Annotated in this window: 22 protein-coding genes and 1 pseudogene; 11 read left to right on the forward strand and 12 right to left on the reverse strand. The window is 66.1% G+C overall.

Translation table 11 applies throughout. The features are described 5' to 3' along the window. Positions 1–32: 32 nt before the first annotated feature. Positions 33–1,808, reverse strand: a complete 1,776-nt coding sequence (gene gcl / locus C4B30_RS27475) for a glyoxylate carboligase (protein ID WP_027784640.1) — start codon at positions 1,806–1,808, stop codon at positions 33–35. Positions 1,809–1,980: 172 nt separating this feature from the next. Here gcl and C4B30_RS27480 point away from each other — a divergent pair, with 172 nt between their 5' ends. The 10 genes from C4B30_RS27480 (at position 1,981) to C4B30_RS27525 (ending at position 9,603) form a co-directional block, all read left to right on the forward strand. Next, on the forward strand, positions 1,981–2,892 hold the full coding sequence (locus C4B30_RS27480) for a LysR family transcriptional regulator (protein ID WP_027784639.1): 912 nt from the start codon (positions 1,981–1,983) through the stop codon (positions 2,890–2,892). A gap of 168 nt (positions 2,893–3,060) precedes the next feature. Beyond that, positions 3,061–3,702: an RNA polymerase sigma factor gene (locus C4B30_RS27485; protein WP_027784638.1), complete on the forward strand. Its 642-nt coding sequence runs from the start codon at positions 3,061–3,063 to the stop codon at positions 3,700–3,702. Continuing rightward, positions 3,692–4,585, forward strand: a complete 894-nt coding sequence (locus C4B30_RS27490; protein ID WP_027784637.1) for an anti-sigma factor family protein — start codon at positions 3,692–3,694, stop codon at positions 4,583–4,585. The genes C4B30_RS27485 and C4B30_RS27490 overlap by 11 nt, the downstream gene beginning before the upstream one ends. Positions 4,586–4,817: 232 nt before the next feature. Then, complete coding sequence (gene rpsF / locus C4B30_RS27495; protein ID WP_027784636.1) at positions 4,818–5,192, forward strand: 30S ribosomal protein S6; 375 nt, start codon at positions 4,818–4,820, stop codon at positions 5,190–5,192. Between the two features lie 40 nt (positions 5,193–5,232). Continuing rightward, positions 5,233–5,532, forward strand: coding sequence for a primosomal replication protein N (gene priB, locus C4B30_RS27500; RefSeq protein ID WP_027784635.1), 300 nt, complete (start codon positions 5,233–5,235; stop codon positions 5,530–5,532). A 4-nt stretch (positions 5,533–5,536) separates the two neighbouring features. After that, on the forward strand, positions 5,537–5,812 hold the full coding sequence (gene rpsR, locus C4B30_RS27505; RefSeq protein ID WP_006486248.1) for a 30S ribosomal protein S18: 276 nt from the start codon (positions 5,537–5,539) through the stop codon (positions 5,810–5,812). A 27-nt stretch (positions 5,813–5,839) separates the two neighbouring features. Further along, positions 5,840–6,292, forward strand: a complete 453-nt coding sequence (rplI, locus tag C4B30_RS27510) for a 50S ribosomal protein L9 (protein WP_027784634.1) — start codon at positions 5,840–5,842, stop codon at positions 6,290–6,292. 142 nt (positions 6,293–6,434) lie between these two features. Then, the gene (locus C4B30_RS27515) at positions 6,435–7,817 is read left to right on the forward strand and encodes a replicative DNA helicase (RefSeq protein ID WP_027784633.1); all 1,383 of its coding nucleotides are present in this window, start codon (positions 6,435–6,437) and stop codon (positions 7,815–7,817) included. 138 nt (positions 7,818–7,955) lie between these two features. Beyond that, positions 7,956–8,582 (forward strand): DUF47 domain-containing protein, encoded by a 627-nt coding sequence (locus tag C4B30_RS27520; RefSeq protein WP_006478627.1) that lies wholly within the window; start codon positions 7,956–7,958, stop codon positions 8,580–8,582. A gap of 10 nt (positions 8,583–8,592) precedes the next feature. Continuing rightward, positions 8,593–9,603 carry an inorganic phosphate transporter gene (locus C4B30_RS27525; RefSeq protein ID WP_027784632.1) on the forward strand — a complete coding sequence of 337 codons (1,011 nt, stop codon included), beginning with the start codon at positions 8,593–8,595 and terminating at the stop codon, positions 9,601–9,603. Positions 9,604–9,755: 152 nt separating this feature from the next. Here the strand turns inward: C4B30_RS27525 and C4B30_RS27530 are convergent, their stop codons facing one another. Together C4B30_RS27530 and C4B30_RS27535 are read right to left on the reverse strand one after the other, a co-directional pair. After that, positions 9,756–10,847 carry a C40 family peptidase gene (locus tag C4B30_RS27530; protein WP_027784631.1) on the reverse strand — a complete coding sequence of 364 codons (1,092 nt, stop codon included), beginning with the start codon at positions 10,845–10,847 and terminating at the stop codon, positions 9,756–9,758. A 234-nt stretch (positions 10,848–11,081) separates the two neighbouring features. Continuing rightward, the gene (locus tag C4B30_RS27535) at positions 11,082–12,884 is read right to left on the reverse strand and encodes a PhoH family protein (RefSeq protein WP_027784630.1); all 1,803 of its coding nucleotides are present in this window, start codon (positions 12,882–12,884) and stop codon (positions 11,082–11,084) included. On the opposite strand from C4B30_RS27535, the pseudogene C4B30_RS36220 reads away from it, so the two are divergent. After that, a pseudogene (locus C4B30_RS36220) lies at positions 12,780–13,021 on the forward strand (hypothetical protein); the annotation flags it as partial. The gene C4B30_RS27535 and the pseudogene C4B30_RS36220 overlap by 105 nt on opposite strands. 198 nt (positions 13,022–13,219) lie before the next feature. Here the strand turns inward: C4B30_RS36220 and C4B30_RS27545 are convergent. The 9 genes from C4B30_RS27545 to C4B30_RS27585 all read right to left on the reverse strand — a co-directional run bounded on the left by C4B30_RS27545 (position 13,220) and on the right by C4B30_RS27585 (position 21,577). After that, positions 13,220–13,681 carry a peroxiredoxin gene (locus C4B30_RS27545; RefSeq protein ID WP_027784629.1) on the reverse strand — a complete coding sequence of 154 codons (462 nt, stop codon included), beginning with the start codon at positions 13,679–13,681 and terminating at the stop codon, positions 13,220–13,222. A 103-nt stretch (positions 13,682–13,784) separates the two neighbouring features. Next, the gene (locus C4B30_RS27550; RefSeq protein WP_027784628.1) at positions 13,785–14,681 is read right to left on the reverse strand and encodes a polysaccharide deacetylase family protein; all 897 of its coding nucleotides are present in this window, start codon (positions 14,679–14,681) and stop codon (positions 13,785–13,787) included. A gap of 13 nt (positions 14,682–14,694) precedes the next feature. Beyond that, positions 14,695–15,750: a bifunctional UDP-4-keto-pentose/UDP-xylose synthase gene (locus C4B30_RS27555; protein WP_027784627.1), complete on the reverse strand. Its 1,056-nt coding sequence runs from the start codon at positions 15,748–15,750 to the stop codon at positions 14,695–14,697. Next, on the reverse strand, positions 15,747–16,694 hold the full coding sequence (locus C4B30_RS27560) for a formyltransferase (RefSeq protein ID WP_027784626.1): 948 nt from the start codon (positions 16,692–16,694) through the stop codon (positions 15,747–15,749). The genes C4B30_RS27555 and C4B30_RS27560 overlap by 4 nt, the downstream gene beginning before the upstream one ends. Continuing rightward, positions 16,691–17,728, reverse strand: coding sequence for a glycosyltransferase (locus C4B30_RS27565; RefSeq protein ID WP_027784625.1), 1,038 nt, complete (start codon positions 17,726–17,728; stop codon positions 16,691–16,693). Before C4B30_RS27565 ends, C4B30_RS27560 begins: the two co-directional genes overlap by 4 nt. 6 nt (positions 17,729–17,734) lie before the next feature. Next, on the reverse strand, positions 17,735–18,886 hold the full coding sequence (locus C4B30_RS27570; RefSeq protein ID WP_027784624.1) for a DegT/DnrJ/EryC1/StrS family aminotransferase: 1,152 nt from the start codon (positions 18,884–18,886) through the stop codon (positions 17,735–17,737). Between the two features lie 130 nt (positions 18,887–19,016). Then, the gene (locus C4B30_RS27575; RefSeq protein WP_027784623.1) at positions 19,017–19,388 is read right to left on the reverse strand and encodes an EamA family transporter; all 372 of its coding nucleotides are present in this window, start codon (positions 19,386–19,388) and stop codon (positions 19,017–19,019) included. 13 nt (positions 19,389–19,401) lie between these two features. After that, entirely contained in the window at positions 19,402–21,078 is a 1,677-nt protein-coding gene (locus tag C4B30_RS27580; protein WP_105133176.1) for a glycosyltransferase family 39 protein, read from the reverse strand. Between the two features lie 124 nt (positions 21,079–21,202). Further along, entirely contained in the window at positions 21,203–21,577 is a 375-nt protein-coding gene (locus tag C4B30_RS27585) for an Mth938-like domain-containing protein (RefSeq protein ID WP_012328660.1), read from the reverse strand. Positions 21,578–21,887: the final 310 nt, after the last annotated feature.

The following is a 21,887-nucleotide window of genomic DNA, read 5'->3' on the forward strand; positions in this document are numbered from 1 at the left end:
CTTCGGTCGGTCAGTCAAAAATGTCGTGCGGGTCAGTCGAGCATCGAGATCGCGGTCGGTGCGTGCTCGGCCTTTTCGGCGAGCTCCTCGAATTCGTTGATCGCGTCGATTTCGGTGCCCATCGAGATGTTCGTCACGCGCTCGAGAATCACTTCGACGACCACCGGCACGCTGAACTCTTCCGCGAGCGTTTGCGCCTGGCGCAGCGCCGGCTCGATTTCTTCCGGCTTGAACACGCGCAGCGCCTTGCAGCCGAGGCCTTCCGCGACGGCCACGTGGTCGACGCCGTAACCGTTCAGTTCCGGCGCGTTCACGTTGTCGAACGCGAGCTGCACGCAGTAGTCCATGTCGAACGCGCGCTGCGCCTGACGGATCAGCCCGAGGTACGAGTTGTTCACGACGACGTGCACGTACGGCAGCTTGAATTGCGCGCCGGCCGCCAGCTCCTCGATCATGAACTGGAAGTCGTAGTCGCCGGACAGCGCGACGATCGGGCGGCTCGGGTCGGCCGCACGCACGCCGAGCGCGGCGGGGATCGTCCAGCCGAGCGGGCCGGCCTGGCCGCAGTTGATCCAGTTGCGCGCCTTGAACACGTGCAGGAACTGCGCGGCGGCGATCTGCGACAGGCCGATCGTGCTGACGTAGCAGGTATCGCGACCGAACACCTTGTTCATCTCTTCGTACACGCGCTGCGGCTTGACCGGCACGTTGTCGAAGTGGGTCTTGCGCTGCAGCGTGCGCTTGCGTTCCTGGCAGTCGGCCACCCATGCGCTGCGGTCCTTCAGCTTGCCGGCCGCCTTCCATTCCCGTGCGACCGCGACGAACAGTTCGAGCGCCGCCTTCGCGTCCGACACGATGCCGAGATCGGGGCCGAACACGCGGCCGATCTGCGTCGGCTCGATGTCGACGTGCACGAACTTGCGGCCCTTCGTGTAGACCTCGACGCTGCCCGTGTGGCGGTTCGCCCAGCGGTTGCCGATGCCGAGCACGAAGTCGGACGCGAGCATCGTCGCGTTGCCGTAGCGGTGCGACGTCTGCAGGCCGACCATGCCGGCCATCAGCGGATGGTCGTCGGCAATCGCGCCCCACGACATCAGCGTCGGGATCACCGGCACGCCGACCGTTTCGGCGAACTGCACGAGCAGGTCTTCGGCCGCCGCGTTGAGCACGCCGCCGCCCGACACGATCAGCGGCTTGTCCGCGTCGTTGAGCATCGCGAGCGCCTTCTCGATCTGCGCGCGGGTGGCCGCGGGCTTGTAGATCGGCAGCGGTTCGTACGTGTCGATGTCGAATTCGATTTCGGCGAGCTGCACGTCGATCGGCAGGTCGACCAGCACCGGGCCCGGACGGCCCGAGCGCATCAGGTGGAACGCCTGCTGGAACACGCGCGGCACGAGCGCCGGTTCGCGCACGGTGACGGCCCACTTGGTGACCGGCTTCGCGATCGATTCGATGTCGACGGCCTGGAAGTCTTCCTTGTAGAGGCGCGCGCGCGGTGCCTGGCCCGTGATCGCGAGGATCGGAATCGAGTCGGCGGACGCGGAGTAGAGGCCGGTGATCATGTCGGTGCCGGCGGGGCCCGACGTGCCGATGCACACGCCGATGTTGCCCGGTGCGGCGCGCGTGAAGCCTTCGGCCATGTGCGATGCGCCTTCGACGTGGCGCGCCAGCACGTGGCTGATGCCGCCCGACTTGCGCATGGCCGAGTAGAACGGGTTGATCGCTGCGCCGGGCACGCCGAACGCGGTCTGGATGCCTTCCTTCTCGAGCACGAGTACGGCTGCGTCGACGGCTCTCATCTTGGCCATGAATGTCTCCTTGAATGTGGCGGATCTTGCGAATCGGTCTGTTGGGAACACTTTAGGGATGCAGGAAAGGTTTGATAAGATCAGCCGAAGTCGCTTATTTCGAAACTAAAAGTATGGAATGACCGCCGGACGGGGCTTCCCGCCGGAGTCGGAACGCAGACGGAGACGAAAGATGGATCGCTTCAAGCAGATCGAGACGTTCGTGCGGGTGGCCGATGCCGGCAGCCTCGCGGCGGCGGCGCTCGAGGAGGGCGTGTCGCCGGTGGTGCTCGGGCGGCGCATCGACGCGCTGGAGAAGCGCCTCGGCGTGAAGCTGATGTATCGCTCGACGCGACGGCTGGTCGTCAGCGAGGAGGGGGCCGCGTTCCTCGAGCGCTGCCGCGGGCTGCTCACCGAATGGGATCAGGCCGAGAACGAGCTGGCCGCCGGGCGGCGCGCGGTGAGCGGCCACCTGATCGTGTCGGCGCCGGCCGCGTTCGGCCGCAAGCACGTCGCGCCGCACGCGCCGGGCTTTCTGGCCGACAAGCCGGAGATGCAGCTGTCGTTCAACCTGACCGACCGCGTCGTCGATCTCGTGCGCGAGGGCTACGACCTGTCGATCCGGATCGGCGGCGCGGTCGATCCGAACTTCGTCGCGGTGAAGCTCGCATCGAACCGGCGCGTCGTGTGCGGCACGCCCGAGTATTTCCGCAAGCACGGCCGGCCGAAGTCGCTCGACGATCTGCTGAAGCACAACTGTCTCGCGTTCAACCTGCAGGGCGGCCAGAACCGCGGCTGGTATTTCCAGCGCCACGGCAAGATCGCGACGATGCGCGTGACCGGCAATCTCGACTGCAACGACGGCGAACTGCTGCACCGCTGGGTGGCCGAAGGGCTCGGGCTCGGCTGGCGCTCGACGTGGGAAATCGCCGCGCAGCTCGAAACGGGCGCGCTCGAGACCGTGCTCGACGAATATGCGCTGCCCGACTACGACATCCTCGCGGTCTACCCGCAGCAGCGCTACGTGCCGGCGCGCGTGCGCTATTTCATCGACTACCTGCGCGCCGCGTACGCGCGCCCCGGCTACTGGAGCTCCACGCCGTAGCGGGGCGGCCCGCCCGGCCGTCCGGCGATTTTTTACGCTTCGTGCGCCCGGCGCGGGAATAAACTCGACGCAGCAGCGGTAAGGTCATCGAGCGCGCACGTTGCCGGTCTGTCCGGGCGCCGTGCGCGGAACGGGCGCGGCGTCGGCCGCCGGGACCAGGGAGGCCATGTGGGGCAAGCCGGACAGGCGGTCGATGAACGGGCGGCGGACGATGCGGCCGCGCGCGGCGAGCGGTTTCGCACGCTCGTGCTGCCGCATCTCGACGCCGCGTACAACCTCGCGCGCTGGCTGAGCGGCAGCGCCGGCGATGCGGACGACGTCGTCCAGGACGCGTGCATGCGCGCGCTGCGCTTCGTCGATTCGTGTCGCGGCGACAACGCGCGGCCGTGGCTGCTGACGATCGTGCGCCACACCTGGTACACCGAGTGGCGGCGGCGCACGCATGCGCACGAGGTCGCGCTGCCCGATACGCTCGACGACGCCGACGTGCCCGACGACTGGCAGCCGGCCACGGAGGATCCGCTGGCGCACCTGTTGCGCGGCGAGAACGTGCGGCTCGTGAATGCGGCGCTCGCGAAGCTGCCGCCCGAATACCGCGAGGTGCTCGTGCTGCGCGAAATGGAGGACCTGAGCTACCGCGAGATCGCGGCGATCGCGGACGTGCCGGTCGGCACGGTGATGTCGCGGCTCGCGCGCGGCCGGCGCAAGCTCGCCGCGCTGCTGGGCGGCGCGCCGGCGCCGGCGACCGAAGGCCGGCAGGGCCGTGCGCCGGCCGGCGGAACCGCATCGGAGGCTATCGATGGACTGTAACGAAGCGCGAGCATTGCTGGACGCGGACGTCGACCGCGAGCTGTCGGCGCCCGATGCGTTGCGGGTCCAGCAGCATGTCGAGGGGTGCGAGGCGTGCCGCCGCGAACGTGCGCGAATCGTCACGCTGGTGCAGGCCGTCCGGCAGGCCGATTATCACCGCGCGCCGGACGCGCTGCGGGCGAGCATCCTCGCGAGTCTGCCGGCAGCCGCCGACGCGCGTGCCCATGAGCCGTCGCGGGCCGAGCCGCGGCCTGAGTCCCCGTCACCGCCGCGGCGGCCGCGCGGGCGCGACTGGTTCTCCTGGCTGACCGGGCGTGGCGGGTCGGCACGACCGGTATCGACCGGTACCGGGCCCCGCGTGGCCGCGTTGCCGGGCCTCGGCTGGGGCGTCGCGCTGCTGATGGCGCTCGCGGCGGCGGGCGGAATGGCATGGTCCGCCCGCCATGCCGACACCGACCGCATGGTCGACGAACTCGTCGCGAGCCACGTGCGGGCCGACCTGTCGGCGCGCGACATCGACGTGATCTCGACCGACCAGCACACGGTCAAGCCGTGGTTCAACGGCCGGCTCGACTATGCGCCGCCGGTCGAGGATCTCGCCACGAACGGCTTCGCGCTGATCGGCGGCCGGCTCGACTACGTCGGGCGTCGCCGCGTCGCGGTGCTCGTCTACCGTCACCGGCAGCACGTGGTCGACGTCTACGTGCAGCCGGCGGGGCAGCGACCGTCCGCCCCGTATTCGACGGTGTCGCAGGGCTATGCACTCGACCGCTGGAACGCGGCCGGGATGACGTGGTGGGCCGTGACCGACGCCGAGCCGTCGGCGCTCGCGGCGTTCCGGACGGCGCTCGACGCGCGGCTCGCGGGCACGCCCGGCGAATGATCGCGGCGGCGTCGGCGCCGGCATGTTTCCGTTCCGACCCCGACGCCAGAAGGCCCGAACGATGGTCGTTTGCACCGGCATTCCTGTTCAAGTCTTTGAAAACACGGCCGAATCCGTTTGCAAATCATCGATTGACCTTGCGCGCGCCCCGTAACCGGGTTAGAATCTTCGGCTTCTCACTTGCCACACCGGTTCAGACGCCCGGGTGGCTTTAATCCACAAGGAGTGTGTAATGCGTCATTACGAAATCGTATTCATCGTGCACCCCGATCAAAGCGAGCAAGTGCCCGCGATGATCGAGCGTTACAAGACCACGATCACGTCGCACGGCGGCCAGATCCACCGTGTCGAAGACTGGGGCCGTCGCCAACTGGCCTACATGATCGAGAAACTCGCGAAGGCTCACTACGTCTGCATGAACATCGAGTGCGACCAGACGACGCTCGACGAACTCGAACACGCGTTCAAGTTCAACGACGCCGTGCTGCGCCACCTCATCGTCAAGATGAAGAAGGCCGAAACCGGCCCGTCGCCGATGATGAAGGAAGTTCAGCGCGAAGAAGCCAAGAAGGCGGCTGCAGCTCAGCCGGCCGAAGCGCAGGCTTAAGTTCGTCACTCATTAAGCCATCAAGGAGCGCGCCACTTACGTGAACAAGTTGCAATTGACGGCGAGCGTCGTCGAACGCGCACCGGTGCGATATACGCCGGCAGGTGTTCCGATCGCAAGCGCCACATTGCATCACCGCACGGAAGTCGTCGAAGCAGGCATTCCCCGTCAGGTCGAAATGACGATCGAGGCGGTGGCGGCCGGTGAGGCGAGCGGCAGGCTGGAGAGTCGTGAAATGGGCGTCGAAACGCTGTTCACGGGCTTCCTGGCCAAGAAAAGCCGCAACGCGAGAACCTTGGTGTTTCACATCACAGCATTGCAGGACATTGGAAAGGACTGAAATCATGCCCCGCCCGACTGGTAAGAAATTCGACAAGCGTCGTCAGCAACAAAACCCGCTCTTCAAGCGCAAGAAGTTCTGCCGTTTCACGGCTGCCGGCGTCGAGCAAATCGACTACAAGGACACGGAAACGCTGAAGGACTTCATCGGCGAAAACGGCAAGATCACGCCGGCTCGTCTGACGGGTACGAAGGCGCACTATCAGCGTCAGCTGGATACGGCCATCAAGCGTGCGCGTTTCCTCGCGCTGCTGCCGTACACCGATCAGCACAAGGCGTAATCAGGCGACGCAATAAGGAGAATTCGAATGCAAATCATTCTGTTGGAAAAAGTCGCCAATCTGGGTAACCTCGGCGACATCGTCAAGGTCAAGGACGGTTACGCTCGCAACTTCCTGATCCCGAACCGCAAGGCTCGCCGTGCAACGAAGGAAGCGATCGCCGAATTCGAAGTGCGCCGCGCTGAACTCGAAAAGATCGCCGCTGAAAAGCTGGCGGCATCGCAGGCAGTCGGCGAGAAGCTGAACGGCCAGACGTTCGAAATCACGCAGAAGTCGGGCGTCGACGGCCGTCTGTTCGGCTCGGTCACGAACGGCGACGTCGCGGAACTGCTGAAGAAGGCAGGCTACGAAGTCGAGAAGCTGCAAGTGCGCATGCCGGAAGGCCCGCTGAAGATGATCGGCGAGCACAACGTCCAGGTCGCGCTGCACACGGACGTCGTCGTCGACGTCACGATCAACGTGATCGGCGACCACGCGTAAGCGTATGCAAGCTTGCCGGGCGGCTTCCGTCGCTCGGACAAGGGCAGGCGCCCGGGCAACCGGGGCCTGCCTTTTTTATTGTCCGCTCGCTCCCGCAAGCGGTGGTAGCGCTGCCGCCATCTATTCGCGATAATCCCAACCCATGAACGCGCCGCAAGATCCCCAAATCGAATCGCTGAAAGTCCCGCCGCATTCGGTCGAAGCCGAACAGTCGGTGCTCGGCGGCCTGTTGCTCGACAACGCGGCATGGGACCGGATCGCCGACTTCCTGTCGCAGGGCGACTTCTATCGCTACGACCACCGGATCATCTACGAGCATATCGGCCGCCTGATCGCGTCGACGCGCCCGGCCGACGTCGTGACCGTGTACGAAGCGCTGACCACGTCCGGCAAGGCCGACGACGTCGGCGGGCTCGCGTATCTGAACGCCCTGGCGCAGAACACGCCGAGTGCGGCGAACATCCGCCGCTACGCGGAAATCGTGCGCGACCGCGCGGTGCTGCGCCGGCTCGTGTCGGTCGCCGACGAAATCTCGGCCGACGCCTTCAATCCGCAGGGCAAGGAAGTCCGCCAGCTGCTCGACGAAGCCGAATCGAAGGTGTTCTCGATCGCCGAAGAGGGCGCGCGCGGCAACCAGGGCTTCCTCGAGATCGGCCCGCTGCTCACGCAGGTCGTCGAGCGCATCGATACGCTGTACCACACCGCGAATCCGAGCGACGTCACGGGCACGCCGACGGGCTTCATCGACCTCGACCGGATGACGTCCGGGATGCACGGTGGTGAGCTGATCATCGTGGCCGGAAGACCGTCGATGGGGAAGACCGCATTTTCGATGAACATCGGCGAATACGTCGCGGTCGAGTACGGGCTGCCGGTCGCGGTGTTCTCGATGGAAATGCCGGGCACCCAGCTCGTGATGCGTATGCTCGGCTCGATCGGCCGGCTCGACCAGCACCGGATGCGCACGGGCCGCCTGACGGACGAGGACTGGCCGAAACTGACGCACGCGGTGCAGAAGATGAGCGAGGCGCAGCTCTTCATCGACGAAACGGGCGGCCTGAACCCGATGGAATTGCGCTCCCGTGCACGGCGACTTGCGCGGCAATGCGGCAAGCTCGGCCTGATCATCGTCGACTACCTGCAGCTGATGTCGGGTTCGTCGCAGGGCGAGAACCGCGCGACCGAGATTTCGGAAATTTCGCGATCGCTGAAGAGTCTCGCGAAGGAACTCGACGTGCCGGTGATCGCGCTGTCGCAGCTGAACCGCGGCCTCGAACAGCGCCCGAACAAGCGCCCGGTGATGTCCGATTTGCGCGAATCGGGCGCAATCGAACAGGATGCGGACGTGATCCTGTTCATTTACCGCGACGAAGTCTACAACCCGGACAGTCCCGACAAGGGCACCGCGGAAATCATCATCGGCAAGCAGCGTAACGGTCCGATCGGCCCCGTTCGGCTCACGTTCATCGGTCAATACACGAAGTTCGACAATTTTGCAGGGGCGCAAACCTTCCACGGCGAATAACGCCGGAAGTAAACCCCTATTTCGCCAAACGTTGTATCCAATCCCGGCGCGTGCATGTGCGCGCGCCGCGGCGCGACCGGAAACGGTACAATGTCGCCCGTTTTCGTGACAGTAGTTTGACAATCTCTCAGGAATCCCATGTTCGGTCGATTCATGCCCACCGAGGGCAAGTTCTTTGAACTCTTCAACGCGCACGCGAAGCACATCGTTTCCGGTGGCCGCGAGCTCGAACTGCTGATCGACAATCTCGCCGACGCCGAGATTCACAAGCAAAACGTGCAAATCGCCGAGAAGGCCGCCGACAAGCTCACGCACGAGGCGATCGATCTGTTGCACAAGACCTTCATCACGCCGCTCGATCGCGACGAGATCCACAAGCTGATCACGACGATGGACGACATCCTCGACCTGATGGAAGACGTCGCGACGGCCGTGTCGCTGTACGACGTGCAGTCCGTCACGTCCGAGGCGAGCCAGCTCGCGCACATCGTCACGCAGTCGGCGCAACACGTGCAGCAGGCCGTCGGCTTGCTGTCCGACATGAAGCAGTCGGCCCAGATCCTCAAGCAGTGCGAGGAAATCGACCGCTGGGAGTCGGAGGCCGATCGCGTGCTGCGCGCGGCGATGTCGAAGCTGTTCCGCGAGGAAGACGACGTGAAGACGCTCATCAAGCTGAAGGCGATCTACGAGCTGCTCGAGGAGATCACCGACAAGTGCGAGGACGTCGCGAACATCATCGAAGGCATCGTGCTGGAAAACGCCTGAGCGGACCACGATGCATTCGATACAACTCGCCCTCTGGATGGTCGCGACGCTGGTGCTCGTCGCGCTCGTATTCGATTTCATGAACGGCTTTCACGATGCGGCGAACTCGATCGCCACCGTCGTGTCGACAGGGGTGCTGAAGCCCCAGCAGGCCGTGGTGTTCGCGGCCGCGTTCAACGTGATCGCGTACTTCATTTTCCACCTGAAAGTCGCGCAGACCGTCGGTAAAGGCACGATCGATCCCGAGATCGTCGACCATTACGTCGTGTTCGGCGCGTTGATCGGTGCGATCGGCTGGAACGTGATCACGTGGTACTACGGGATTCCGTCGAGCTCGTCGCACGCGCTGATCGGCGGCCTCGTCGGCGCGGCGCTCGCGAAGTCCGGCTGGGGTGCGCTGAACATCGACGGGCTGCTGAAGACGATCGCGTTCATCTTCATTTCGCCGCTGCTCGGTTTCATCCTCGGTTCGCTGTTCATGCTCGGTGTGTCGTGGCTGTATTTCCGTACCGCGCCCAGCAAGGTCGACCGGCGTTTCCGCCGGCTGCAACTGCTGTCGGCCGGCCTGTACAGCCTCGGTCACGGCGGCAACGACGCGCAGAAGACGATCGGTATCATCTGGATGCTGCTGATCGCGAGCGGTTACGCGTCGGCGACCGCCGATGCGCCGCCGGCCTGGGTGATCGGCGCGTGCTACTTGTCGATGGGCCTCGGCACGCTGTTCGGCGGCTGGCGCATCGTGCGCACGATGGGCCAGAAGATCACGAAGCTCAAGCCGGTCGGCGGTTTTTGCGCGGAAAGCGGTGGCGCGATCACGCTGTTCATCGCGTCGTTCCTCGGCATTCCCGTGTCGACCACGCACACGATCACCGGTGCGATCGTCGGTGTCGGCGCGACGCAGAAGCTGTCGGCGGTGCGCTGGGGCGTCGCCGGCAACATCGTGTGGGCGTGGGTGCTGACGCTGCCGGCGGCCGCGCTGTTCGCGGCCGGCGGGTGGTGGCTCGGACATCAGATCTTCTGAGCGCCGACACTACCGGATCGACATCGACATCAAATGCGCCGCAAGCCGAAAGGCTGCGGCGCATTTTTTTTGGGGCGGCGGAAGGGGGCGACGACGAGGTGAGGGGCGGCAGATGCCGCCAACGTCGTTGACGGGCGGGTGCGAGCGACCGGTCAGTAACTGCCGTTCGCAAACCGTGCGATCGGATCGTCCGCCGTACCGGTGCGCGGCCTGACGGGCGCGGATTGCGTCGATGCACGTAACACCTGCACGGGCGCGGGCTCGATACCGCGCGGGGGCGCCGATGCGGTGGCCGGCGGCGGTTCGGCATCGAAGGCGGCGGCCTGGGCGGCCGTCAGCGCGGTGGTCGGAATCTGCGTGCCGACTTCCGCCGGGGCGGCCGCTGCTGCATCGGCCGTCATCGCGGGCATGGCGTCATTCGCGGACGTGGCTTGCTGCTGGGCCGTCTGCATCCGCGGTGGCGGCGGTTCGTATGGATCGGTGGCCGGTGCGGGCAGTGCAACTGCGGCGGCCGTCACGACCGGCGCGGGCGGGGCGGTCGTCGCCGTCGCCTGCGTCGCCCTTGCTTGCGGCGGTGCGTACGCGGGTTGACGCGGTGCGGCGGCAGCCGTCACGACCACCGGAGCGGCCGCGACCGCCGGCGGATTGCGTGGCGCATCGCGCTTGGCCTCGTAGGTCGGTGCATCGAACGGCGTCGGGGCCGAGCGCGGCGGCGCGACGCGGCGAATGCCGTCGAAGCGCTTCGCCCAGTACGGGTTCGTCAGGTAGTCGAGCCGGACGGTGCCGCCCGTCGACGGTGCGTTGACGAAGCGCAGCTTGCCGACATAGATACCGACGTGCGAATGCGGGCGCCCGGTCGTATTGAAGAAGATCAGGTCGCCCGGCGCGATCTCGTCGGGTTCGACCGACACGCCGCGGCCGCTCATGTCGGCGGTCGTGCGCGGGAGGTTCACGTCGGCCGCGCGGCCGATCACGTAGCGTACGAGCCCGCTGCAGTCGAAGCCGCTCGTCGGCGTGTTGCCGCCCCAGCGATACGGGACGCCGACGAGGCTCATCGCCTGGATCGAGATTTCTTCCTGGCCGACGCTGTGGTCGACGAATTTCGGGAAATTGGCGGGCGCCGGGAAGGCACGCGGCGTCGTGATCTTCATGCCCGAAGCGGAACGCGATGCCGACTGCGGCGGCACGCTGGAACAGGCCGCAAGCAGGGAGACGACGGCGACGGGAACCCAGATTCGAAGCATGGCAAGGCGGGCGAGCGCGGCGCGCTCGCGAATCGTATGACAACAGACAGACCCGATGGTAGACGCTCCGGCGGGGCTTAAGCAACCATTCTTGAGAATTTACTTGAAGTTTCGCGCGTAAACTGCGTTATTGCGTGACGAAGCGTTACTTTTGTCTTCGACCCCAAATAAAAACGGCGCTCCGGAAACGGAGCGCCGCGTGGCGTCGAAAGCCGGCCGAGGCCGGCCTGCGCGTTACAGAATGTCCGACGCGTAGTCGGCGAGCCGCGAGCGTTCGCCGCGCGCGAGGGTCACGTGGCCGCTGTGGCCCCAGCCCTTGAAGCGGTCGACGACGTAGGTGAGGCCCGAGCTGCCTTCGGTCAGGTAAGGCGTGTCGATCTGCGCGATGTTGCCGAGGCAGACGATCTTCGTGCCGGGGCCCGCGCGCGTGACGAGCGTCTTCATCTGCTTCGGCGTCAGGTTCTGCGCCTCGTCGATGATCAGATACTTGTCGACGAACGTGCGGCCGCGCATGAAGTTCATGCTCTTCACCTTCAGGCGCGAACGGATCAGCTCCTGCGTCGCGGCACGGCCCCATTCGCCGGCCGCGTCGTCGGTCTTCTGCAGCACTTCGAGGTTGTCGTCGAATGCGCCCATCCACGGCTGCATCTTCTCTTCCTCGGTGCCGGGCAGGAAACCGATGTCCTCGCCGACGGGCACGGTCGCGCGCGTCACGATGATCTCGTTGTAGCGCTTGTCGTCAAGCACCTGCGCGAGGCCGGCCGCGAGCGCGACGAGCGTCTTGCCGGTGCCGGCCTGGCCGAGCAGCGTGACGAAGTCGATCTCGGGGTTCATCAGCAGGTTCAGCGCGAAGTTCTGCTCGCGGTTGCGCGCGGTGATGCCCCACACGTTGTTCTTGTGGTGGCTGTAGTCGCGCAGCGTCTGCAGCAGCGCCGTCTTGCCGTTCAGCTCGCGGACGATCGCGTGGAACGTCGGCTCGCCGTTCTGCGGCTCCAGATAGACGAACTCGTTGACGAGCATCGACGCGACGAGCGGGCCCGTCACGCGGTAGTACGTGGTACCCGTCTTCGTGTCCTGCCAGCTCTCCATGCCCTTCGCGTGCTTGGTCCAGAAGTCCTGCGGCAGCTCACGCACGCCGTTGTACAGGAGATCCGAATCCTCGAGCACCTGGTCGTTGAAGTAGTCTTCCGCAGGCAGGCCGAGCGCGTGCGCCTTGATCCGCATGTTGATGTCTTTCGACACCAGCACGACCTGGCGATCCGGCCGGTCGCGCTGTAGCGCGCGCACGACGCCGAGGATCTGGTTGTCGGCCTTGCCTTCGGGCAGGCCTTCGACGGGCGCGATGTCCGCGAGCTTCGTCTGGAAGTACAGGCGGCCGAGCGCGTCGCGGCTGCCGAGGCGCGACAGCGGAATGCCGGCCGAGATCGGGCCGCCGTCGGCGACGAGCGCGTCGAGCGTGCGGCTGACCTGGCGAGCATTGCGCGCGACTTCGGACATCCCCTTCTTGTGGTTGTCGAGTTCCTCGAGCGTCATCATCGGCAGATAGACGTCGTGTTCCTCGAAGCGGAAGAGGCTGCTCGGGTCGTGCATCAGCACGTTCGTGTCGAGCACGAACAGTTTCTGCAGTTCGGCTTCGGCGGGCTTGCGGCCGCGCGACTTCGTCGCGGCGCCGGCGTTGCGCGCGGGCGTGGCGGCCGGTTTGTCGGCGGCCGGCTTGTCGTTGCGTGCGACGACGGGCGCCGCGGGTTCGACGGGCGTCGGCAGCGGCTGCAGCAGGGCGGCCGTCTGCCTGGTCTTGCGGCCGCGCGCGGGTACGCTCGCGGCATCGGGCGCCGAAGACGCGACGGCGCGCAACGGCGCGGCCGTGTTCGCGGCTTCGATCATCGGTTGGGCCACGCTCGCCGGGCCATAGTCGCCGGCTGTGGATGCGTCCCCTTCGGCGGATTTCTTCGCGGCTTTCGCGGGCCGCGCTTTCGCCTTGTATTCGTCGGGCGGCAGCAGGCTGCCGAGCTTGCTGGGGGGAGTAGGCAAAGGCATGGTGTCCCTCGGGAGGAATCGTGTCGCATGAAGTGCGCCGCTGATCGCATCCTGCGTGACGTAGACGCATGCAGTTTGCGCGCGGTGGCGCACAGGAATTTCGTCTAGCCGGTTCGCCTAAGTGTCGATCAGCTCCTCGATGCGGTAAGGGCCGGACCGGAGAGGGCCGGCGCGCGTTCCATAAAAAAAGCCGCTGCCCCGTCGACAGGGACATGCGGCTCGGCTGATGCCGTCGTGATGCGCGTCAGATGCCGGCAAACATTGCAACGGGCACCGGCGCAGCTACGAGAAATATGGGGCGAACTGGCATTCATTGCGGCCCAATATAACGCGCCTCAAAGCGCTTGTACAGCCTTTAGCACGTCGTCCACGTGACCCGGTACCTTGATGCCGCGCCATGCCTGACGGAGCACGCCGTCGGCGTCGAGCAGGAACGTCGAGCGCTCGATTCCGCGCACTTCCTTGCCATACATTTTCTTCATCTTGATGACATCGAACAACGCGCACAGCACTTCGTCGGCATCGGAGATCAGCGGGAACGGCAGTTCGAGCTTGGCCTTGAAATTGTCATGCGAGCGCAGGCTGTCGCGCGACACGCCGATGACTTCCGCACCGGCTTTCTTGAACTTCGGGTAGAGATCGCGGAACTGCAGCCCTTCGGTCGTGCAGCCCGGCGTGTTGTCCTTCGGATAGAAGTACAGCACGAGCTTCTTGCCGTTCAGGTCGGACAGCGAAATGTCGCCGCCCGTGGCCGGTGCGGTGAAATCGGGAACTTGACGGTCAACTTCGACGGACACGTGTTTCTCCTGTTGTTATGGACGGGCGCCGCTGCGGCGGCGCGGTTCGGCGGGGCGTCGCGGCAGCGCGCCGCAAGGGCGCAGCGCCGGCTCGCGCGCGAACTCAGTCGGGCTGGACGATCAGTTCACCGGAGCGGCCGGAGATTTCGCCCCACGCGACAGGGTACGATGGCAGCGAGTCGCGGTCCAGCGTCGCGTGGTAGTCGCCCATCGTCGCGAACGTGTGGCCTTGCGCACGCCAGCCGGCGAGCAGTTGCTCGAATACGGGCGCGAGCTTCTGGCCTTCCAGTTCCGCATGCAGCGTGAACACCTGGTCGTGCGGATTGGTTTCGGTGAACTTGAGAAGGTGCGCGGCGACGTTGTGCGTGTCGACGCCGTCGATGCCGAGCACTTCGTCGAGCGTCGGCAGCGTGGTCGGCATCTGCACGTGCGACAGCGTGCGGCCGCCGACCACGGGCAGGTACGGCGAGTGGCCGCGGCCGTCGGATGCATAGCGCATCCCCCACGCGTCGATCTGCTCAAATGCCGAGTCGTTCATCTGCCAGCCGGCCGCGCCGTGCGTGACGGGCGGCGCGCCGAAGATCTCGATGAAGCGCGCATGACTCTTCTGCATTTCACGCGCGGTCCAGTCGCGATCGCGTACGCGCACGTTGTCCTGCCAGTAGACGTGATCCCACGTGTGGATCCCGCATTCGAAGCCGGCCTCGTGAATCGCGCGCATGTCGGCGATCGCGCGGCGGCCGATGTCGGGGCCGGGCAACAGCACGCCGTACATCAGCTGCTTCACGCCGTAGTGTTCGACCACCGACGTGCGCGACACCTTCTTCAGGAAGCCCGGACGGAACACGCGCCGCAGCGCCCAGCCCGTGTGATCGGGCCCGAGGCTGAAGAGGAAGGTCGCGCGGGCATTGAAGCGATCGAAGATGCGCGCGAGGTTCGGCACGCCTTCGCGCGTGCCGCGCAGCGTGTCGACGTCGATCTTGAGGACGATACGAGCCAAGCGAGCGTCCCGGTCAGCCTTGCTGTTCGACGAGCGCGCGCGCGTCGGCGACGTGGCCGCGATACGCTTCGAAGATGTTGCGCAGCGCGTCGTCGAACGTCGCCTGCGGCGCCCAGCCGAGCTCCTGCATCGTGTTGTCGATCTTCGGCACGCGGTTCTGCACGTCCTGGTAGCCGTTGCCGTAGTAGGCGCCGGACGTCGTTTCGACGAGCTTCACCTGCTTGGCCGAATCGGCGTACTCGGGGAATTCCGCGGCCAGTTCGAGCATCTTGTGCGCGAGCTCGCGAACCGAGAAGTTGTTCTTCGGATTCCCGATGTTGTAGATCTTGCCCGACGCGACGCCGTCCTTGTTGTCGATGATCTTCATCAGCGCGCTGATGCCGTCGCCGATGTCGGTGAACGCGCGCTTCTGCGAGCCGCCGTCGACGAGGCTGATGTTTTCGCCGCGCACGATGTGGCCGAGGAACTGCGTGACCACGCGCGAGCTGCCTTCCTTCGGCGTGTAGATCGAGTCGAGGCCCGGGCCGATCCAGTTGAACGGACGGAACAGCGTGAAGTTCAGGCCTTCCATCCCGTAGCCCCAGATCACGCGGTCCATCAGCTGCTTCGAGCACGCATAGATCCAGCGCGGCTTGTTGATCGGGCCGTAGGTGAGCGCCGACGCATCCGGGTCGAACTGCTCGTCCGAGCACATGCCGTAGACCTCGGAGGTCGACGGGAATACGAGGTGCTTGCCGTACTTGACGGCCGAACGCACGATCGGCAGGTTCGCCTCGAAGTCGAGCTCGAACACGCGCAGCGGCTGCTTGACGTAGGTGGCCGGCGTCGCGATCGCGACGAGCGGCAGGATCACGTCGCACTTCTTCACGTGATACTCGACCCACTCCTTGTTGATCGTGATGTCGCCTTCGAAGAAATGCATCCGCTCGTGGTTGACGAGGTCGCCCAGCCGGTCGGTCTGCATGTCCATGCCGAACACTTCCCAATCGGTGGTTTCAAGAATGCGCTTCGACAGGTGATGGCCGATGAAGCCGTTCACACCCAGGATCAGGACTTTTTTTGCTTTCATGAATGACGGGAAGAATGAATGAACTGCGCGAATTCCGCGGGCGTCACGACGGTTTCGCTGCCGTCGCGCTGCTGCCACAGCTCGAGAATGGATAGGGCGCGGCTGTCGCCGCAGACGCCGAATAGCGCATTATCGCTTACGTGCAGGCCGGGCGGCAAATCTGCCGCGGCGGCCGCTGCCGCGCCGCCGGGCGCCGCGAGGCGCGCGCGCGCGATCACGAAGCGCGCGCCGCCGACGTCCGTGAATGCGCCCGGATACGGGGGCGCGACCGCGCGCACCAGGTTGTAGACCTGCGCGGCCGGCTTCGACCAGTCGACGCGGCCGTCCTCGGGCTTGCGCCCGCCGTAGTAGCTGCCGCTCGCGAGATCGTTCGGCAGGTGCGGCGCCTCGCCCGCGAGCAGCGCGGGCAGCACGCGCCACAGCGTCTGCTCGGCGGCCACCGTGACCTTGTCGAACACCTGCGCGGCCGTGTCGTCCGGCAGGATCGGCACCGCGGTCTGGGCGAGGATCGCGCCCGCGTCGGGCTTGGCGGCCATCTCGTGCAGCGTCGCGCCGGTCTCGGTCTCGCCGTTCAGCACGGCCCAGTTGGTCGGTACCCGACCCCGGTATTTCGGTAGCAGCGAACCATGCATGTTGTATGCGCCGCGCGGCGCGATCGCGAGCAGGTCCGCCGGCAGCATGTGCCGGTAGTAGAACGAGAAGATGAAATCGGGCTGCGCGTCGGACACCGCGCGGCGCAGCGCCGGATCGGCGGGATCGGCCGGCGTGACGACCGGAATGCCGTGCTCGGCCGCGACGGACGCGACGCTGCCGAACCAGATGTTCTCGTTCGGATTGTCCTCGTGCGTGACGACCAGCGCGACGTCGACGCCGCGCGCGAGCAGCACCTGCAGGCACCGCACGCCGACGTTGTGATACGCGAAGACGACCGCGCGCGGCTTCATTGCGCGGCTCCCGGGCGGTTCGCGGCGGCCGGCACCGGCGGCACGCCGTCGTGCTGCTCGAGCACGGCCTGGATCAGGTAGCGCGGCCGCGCGCGTACCTGCTGGTAGATGCGGCCGACGTATTCACCGAGCAGGCCGAGCGCGAAGATGATCACGCCGAGCAGGAAGAACGTGATCGCGAACAGCGTGAACACGCCTTGCACTTCCGCGCCGACGATGAAGCGGCGCACGAGCAGCAGCACGAACAGGGCGGCCGAGCCGAGCGAGAGGATCACGCCGATGAACGACAGCCACTGCAGCGGCACGACCGAGAAGCCCGTCACCAGGTCGAAGTTCAACCGGATCAGGCTGTACAGCGAATACTTCGATTCGCCCGCGAAGCGTTCCTCGTGCGCGACCTCGATTTCGGTCGGTTTCTGCGCGAACGTGTACGCGAGCGCAGGGATGAACGTGTTGACTTCGCCGCACACGTTGATCGTGTCGATGATGCGGCGGCTGTATGCGCGCAGCATGCAGCCCTGGTCGGTCATTTTGATGCGCGTGATGCGCTCGCGCAGCCGGTTCATCATCTGCGACGCCTTGCGTCGCCACAGGCTGTCCTGGCGTTGCTTGCGGATCGAGCCGACGTAGTCGTAGCCCTCGCGCATCTTCGCGATCAGCTTGCCGATTTCCTCGGGCGGGTTCTGCAGGTCGGCGTCGAGCGTGATGACGATCTCGCCGCGCGATTGCGCGAAGCCGGCGAGGATCGCCATGTGCTGGCCGTAGTTGCCGTTGAGCAGCACCACGCGCGTCGTGTCGGGCCGTACGTGGAACTGATCGGCGAGCATCGCGGCCGAGCGGTCGCGGCTGCCGTCGTTGATCAGGATCACTTCGTACGACGTGTCGAGTGCGTCGAGCGCCGGATACAGCCGCGCGAACAGCGCGGCGAGGCCGTCTTCCTCGTTGTACACGGGGATGATGACCGACACTTCGGGCCGGCCGGCGTCCAGGTGCGCGGCGCCCGGATGCCCGGCGCGTGCTTCAAGGGGACTCATGTACGCTTATTTTCCGTATTGTTCGCAAATCTGATTGACGGCGTCGACCACGCGACGCACGTCGCCTTCCGTCATCTGCGTAAACAGCGGCAGCGTGACGGTCGACGCGCCGTACCGTTCGGCGTGGGGGAACATGCCCTCCTTGAACCCGCGCGCACGATACAGCGTGAAAAGATGGATCGCCGGGTAGTGGATGCCCGTGCCGATGCCGCGTTCCTTCATCTGCGCCATGAACTCGGCGCGCGGGATCGACAGCCGCTCGAGCGGCAGCGTGATCAGGAACATGTGCCAGTTGCCGTTCTCGAATTCGGCGACCGGCAGGCCGACGCCGAGCTTCGCGGCCGCGCCGCCGTCGAATGCGGCGAAATACGCGCGGGCGAGTGCGCGGCGCTGCGCGGTGAAGCGCTCGATGTGCGGCAACTGGCCGAGGCCGACGCGCGCGGCCACGTCGGTCAGGTTGTACTTGCCGCCGAGCACGTCGCAGTCCATCCCGTCGAAGCCGGTGCGCGTGATGCCCTGCAGCCGGTACTTCTGCGCGAGCACGGCTTCGTCCTCGTTGTTCAGCACGAGGGCGCCGCCTTCGATCGTCGTCAGGTTCTTGTTCGCGTGGAAGCTGAACGACACGATGTCGCCGATCGCGCCGATGCGCTTGCCGTGCCACGTCGAGCCGAACGCCTGCGCGGCGTCCTCGATCACGCGCAGGTTGTGCGCGCGGGCGATCGCGTACAGGCGGTCCATGTCGACCGGCAGGCCGGACAGGAACACGGGGATGATCGCCTTCGTGCGCGGCGTGATCGCCTGCTCGAGCTTGTCGAGGTCGATGTTGCGCGTGACGGGATCGATGTCCGCGAACACGGGCGTCGCGCCCGTTTCGATGATCACGTTGCTGGTCGAGACCCACGAAGCCGGCGTCGTGATCACCTCGTCGCCGGCGCCGACGCCCGCGATGCGCAGGCCGATCTCGAGCGTGCAGGTGCCCGAATTGAATGCGCGGACCGGCCGGCCGCCGCAGTACTCGGACAGCGCGGCTTCGAATTTCTGGCACTGCGGGCCGGTGGTGATCCAGCCCGAGCGCAGCACGTCGACGACGCCCTGGATGGTTTCCTCATCGATCTCGGGGCGGGTGAACGGCAGAAACGGAGCGGTATTCTGGCTCATGAACGCGTTTGGCCTGTAATGGCGTGTAATAAAAGGGTCGGGCGATCCGTCCGAAACCGGCATTAAACACCGGTTGGCGGATTCGCACCGTGATTTTTTGTAGGCGGACGCTTAACGCCGCGAGGCATGCTCAGCTTCGTGCAAGCACGAGCACCCCGATCAGAATGATGCCGATGCCGACGAGCCGCTGGACCGACAGCACCTCGCCGAACAGGTACCACGCCGCGAACGCGTTGACGACGTAGCCGAGCGATAGCATCGGGTACGCGATCGACACGTCGACCCGCGACAGCCCGACGATCCACACGACGACGCTCAGCACGTAGCAGCCGAGGCCGCCGATGATCGGCAGCTGGGTCGCGATCTTGAACCCGACCGGGATGATGTTCGCACGGCTGAATTCGAAGTGTCCAACGGCGTTGACGCCGGCTTTCAGCAGAAGTTGCGCACAGGCGTTGAGCATCACGCCGGTGATGATGCAGACGAACGAAACGGGATTCATGCGGGGGACGTCCTTACGATTGCGGTTTCTCGACGATCACGCGGCGGTTGTCGCGCGCGATCACGCGCATCGGCACGCCTTCCTTGACCAGCGCGTCGTACTGGCCGGGCCCCATGATCGCGAGCGCATGGGTGTCCTGCTTCCAGCGCGTGATCCATTCGCCGACGGTCGGGATCCACTTGTTCGGCTCGACCGAGATCCCGAACGCGAGCTCGTCCTGGCGCTGGACCATGATCGTCGTGTGGCCCATGTAGAACGGGAACGTGTGATCGAGCATTTCGACCGAGTAGAACGGCGTGTCGGGCGGCAGCTTCGCCAGTTCGGCGCGCACGGCCGGCGCGAGCAGCGCGCCCGAGCTGTAGCGGCCGAACTCGTCGTGCCCGGTGCCGCCGATCGTGCCGAACGCGAGCCATGCGGCGCCGAACGCGGCGAGCGCGGCGGCCACGCCCGCGCGGCGGTTCAGCCACGCGGCCGCGAGCGTCAGCGCGGCCGAGACCGCGAGACCGGCGTACAGCCACAGCTGGAACGCGCGGTACAGCGCGTTCGGCGTGCGTGCGTCGCCCTGGTAAGCGAGGAAGATAATCCCGAACGCCGCGGCGACGAAGAACACGAGGTAGCCGAGCAGGTGGCGACGGAAGCGGTCGGCCGTCATCAGCGGCAGGTACGCGCCGATGATCAGCGTGAGCGCCGGCGCGACCGGCAGCACGTACGAGATCAGCTTCGAATGCGACGCGCTGAAGAACAGGAAGATGAACGCGCTCCAGATCAGCAGCACGAGCATCGGCGAGAAGCCGTTCGGCTGGCGCGGCATGCGCAGCGCATGGCGGAGGCTCTGCCACGCGACCGACAGCCACGGCAGGAAGCCGACCAGCAGCACCGGCACGAAGTAGTACAGCGGGCCCGGACGGTTCTGTTCCGGGGTCAGATACCGGCGGAATTGCTGGACGACGAAGAAGAAATTGAAGAATTCGGGGTTGCGCTGCTGGACCAGCACGAACCACGGCGTGACGATCGCGAAGAAGATCACGAGGCCGCTCACCAGGTACAGGCGCTTCCATAGCGCCCAGTCGCGCGCGACCAGCGTATACAGCACGAGCACGGCGCCGGGCAGGATCAGGCCGACGAGGCCCTTGGACAGCACCGCGAACGCCATCGCGGCCCAGCACGCCCACATCCAGCCGCGCACCGCGGCCGGGCGCAGCCCGGGCCGTTGCGCGAGCAGCAGCGAGCAGAGCGACAGCGCCATCCAGAACGCGAGCCCCATGTCGAGCGCGTTGAAGTGGCCCATCAGGTTCCAGTACGGCGAGCTGGCGAGCACGACGGCCGCGAGGAAGCCCGACAGCGGGTTGAACAGGCGCGCGCCGGTGTAGCCGACGAGCAGCACGCCGGCGAAGCTCGCCACCGCGGTATAGAGGCGCGCCTGCCATTCGCCGATGCCGAACCACGCGAACGTCAGCGCGTTCAGCCAGGTCTGCAGCGGCGGCTTCTCGAAGTACTTGTAGCCGTTGTAGCGCGGCGTGATCCAGTCGCCGGTGACGAACATCTCGCGCGCCATTTCCGCGTAGCGGCCTTCGTCGCTCGGGATCAGGTGGCGCAGTCCGAGCGGCGCGAACCAGACGATCGCGAGCGCGACGAGCAGGAGGACGAGCGTGATGCGATTGAGCGGTAGCCTCGACGGCGTATCGTTCATGGGTTTTCAGCCTGTTTGGTTGTTGTGACGGGCCGCCGGCGGGGTGCGCCGGGGGCGGGCGGCCTGGCCGGGGCGATCCGGGGATCGACCCGCTGCGCCGGCCCGAGTTTTACCGCATCGGGGATTAACGTTCAATTAAGAGCGCGGCGGCGACTTTGCGGCCCTCGGCCATCAGGATGTTGTAGGTGCGGCAGGCGGCCTGGAAATCCATCGTCTCGACGCCGATCCGCTTCGCGGTGAGCGCCGCGACGAGCCGCGGGTGCGGGAAGCGCAGCCGCGCGCCGCTGCCGAAGATCACGAGTTCGGGCGTCGGGTCGAGCAGCATCGCGAAATGCTCGGGCGCGAGCGCGTCGAACGACGACACCGGCCAGGCCTGGACCGGCGCGCCGGGCAGCACGATGACGCTCGTTTCATGGCGTTCGAGATTGACGTCGACATAATCGGGGCCGTAGCCGGTGACGGTGTTGAGCGCGCCGCTCGTGTCCTGGTGCAGTTTCAAATCGGTATTCCGCGGTTCCGTAGGGGAATGGATTGGCAGGGCCGTACGGGCCCGCCCGGCCGGTTTCGCACCCTCGGGCACGCGCCCACGCCCGACGGCGCGGGCCCGGCGCGGCTATGGTGCATTGCGAAAGTCGGCCAAAATCCGCTAAATTATAACTTTTTGGTCGCCTGCGGGCGCCACTTGCGTCGTGCGCCGTCACAAGCCGCGTCCGACCGCCGCTTTTTCCCAGTCTAGACAGCGCGCACAGACCGGCCGCTTTCCAGTTTTGATCCCGTCCCCCCGGCCGCAAGGCCAACCCAGGAACCGT

Source organism: Burkholderia sp. BE12, assembly GCF_002959955.1.
In the GTDB taxonomy this organism is placed as follows: domain Bacteria; phylum Pseudomonadota; class Gammaproteobacteria; order Burkholderiales; family Burkholderiaceae; genus Burkholderia.

What these genes read in the sequence shown, in the direction of transcription:
- gcl (WP_027784640.1), bottom strand. Translation starts at nt 1,808, where the DNA reads ATGGCCAAGATGAGAGCCGTCGACGCAGCCGTACTCGTGCTCGAGAAG.
- C4B30_RS27480 (WP_027784639.1), top strand. Translation starts at nt 1,981, where the DNA reads ATGGATCGCTTCAAGCAGATCGAGACGTTCGTGCGGGTGGCCGATGCC.
- C4B30_RS27490 (WP_027784637.1), top strand. Translation starts at nt 3,692, where the DNA reads ATGGACTGTAACGAAGCGCGAGCATTGCTGGACGCGGACGTCGACCGC.
- rpsF (WP_027784636.1), top strand. Translation starts at nt 4,818, where the DNA reads ATGCGTCATTACGAAATCGTATTCATCGTGCACCCCGATCAAAGCGAG.
- rpsR (WP_006486248.1), top strand. Translation starts at nt 5,537, where the DNA reads ATGCCCCGCCCGACTGGTAAGAAATTCGACAAGCGTCGTCAGCAACAA.
- rplI (WP_027784634.1), top strand. Translation starts at nt 5,840, where the DNA reads ATGCAAATCATTCTGTTGGAAAAAGTCGCCAATCTGGGTAACCTCGGC.
- C4B30_RS27515 (WP_027784633.1), top strand. Translation starts at nt 6,435, where the DNA reads ATGAACGCGCCGCAAGATCCCCAAATCGAATCGCTGAAAGTCCCGCCG.
- C4B30_RS27520 (WP_006478627.1), top strand. Translation starts at nt 7,956, where the DNA reads ATGTTCGGTCGATTCATGCCCACCGAGGGCAAGTTCTTTGAACTCTTC.
- C4B30_RS27525 (WP_027784632.1), top strand. Translation starts at nt 8,593, where the DNA reads ATGCATTCGATACAACTCGCCCTCTGGATGGTCGCGACGCTGGTGCTC.
- C4B30_RS27530 (WP_027784631.1), bottom strand. Translation starts at nt 10,847, where the DNA reads ATGCTTCGAATCTGGGTTCCCGTCGCCGTCGTCTCCCTGCTTGCGGCC.
- C4B30_RS27535 (WP_027784630.1), bottom strand. Translation starts at nt 12,884, where the DNA reads ATGCCTTTGCCTACTCCCCCCAGCAAGCTCGGCAGCCTGCTGCCGCCC.
- C4B30_RS27555 (WP_027784627.1), bottom strand. Translation starts at nt 15,750, where the DNA reads ATGAAAGCAAAAAAAGTCCTGATCCTGGGTGTGAACGGCTTCATCGGC.
- C4B30_RS27560 (WP_027784626.1), bottom strand. Translation starts at nt 16,694, where the DNA reads ATGAAGCCGCGCGCGGTCGTCTTCGCGTATCACAACGTCGGCGTGCGG.
- C4B30_RS27565 (WP_027784625.1), bottom strand. Translation starts at nt 17,728, where the DNA reads ATGAGTCCCCTTGAAGCACGCGCCGGGCATCCGGGCGCCGCGCACCTG.
- C4B30_RS27570 (WP_027784624.1), bottom strand. Translation starts at nt 18,886, where the DNA reads ATGAGCCAGAATACCGCTCCGTTTCTGCCGTTCACCCGCCCCGAGATC.
- C4B30_RS27575 (WP_027784623.1), bottom strand. Translation starts at nt 19,388, where the DNA reads ATGAATCCCGTTTCGTTCGTCTGCATCATCACCGGCGTGATGCTCAAC.
- C4B30_RS27580 (WP_105133176.1), bottom strand. Translation starts at nt 21,078, where the DNA reads ATGAACGATACGCCGTCGAGGCTACCGCTCAATCGCATCACGCTCGTC.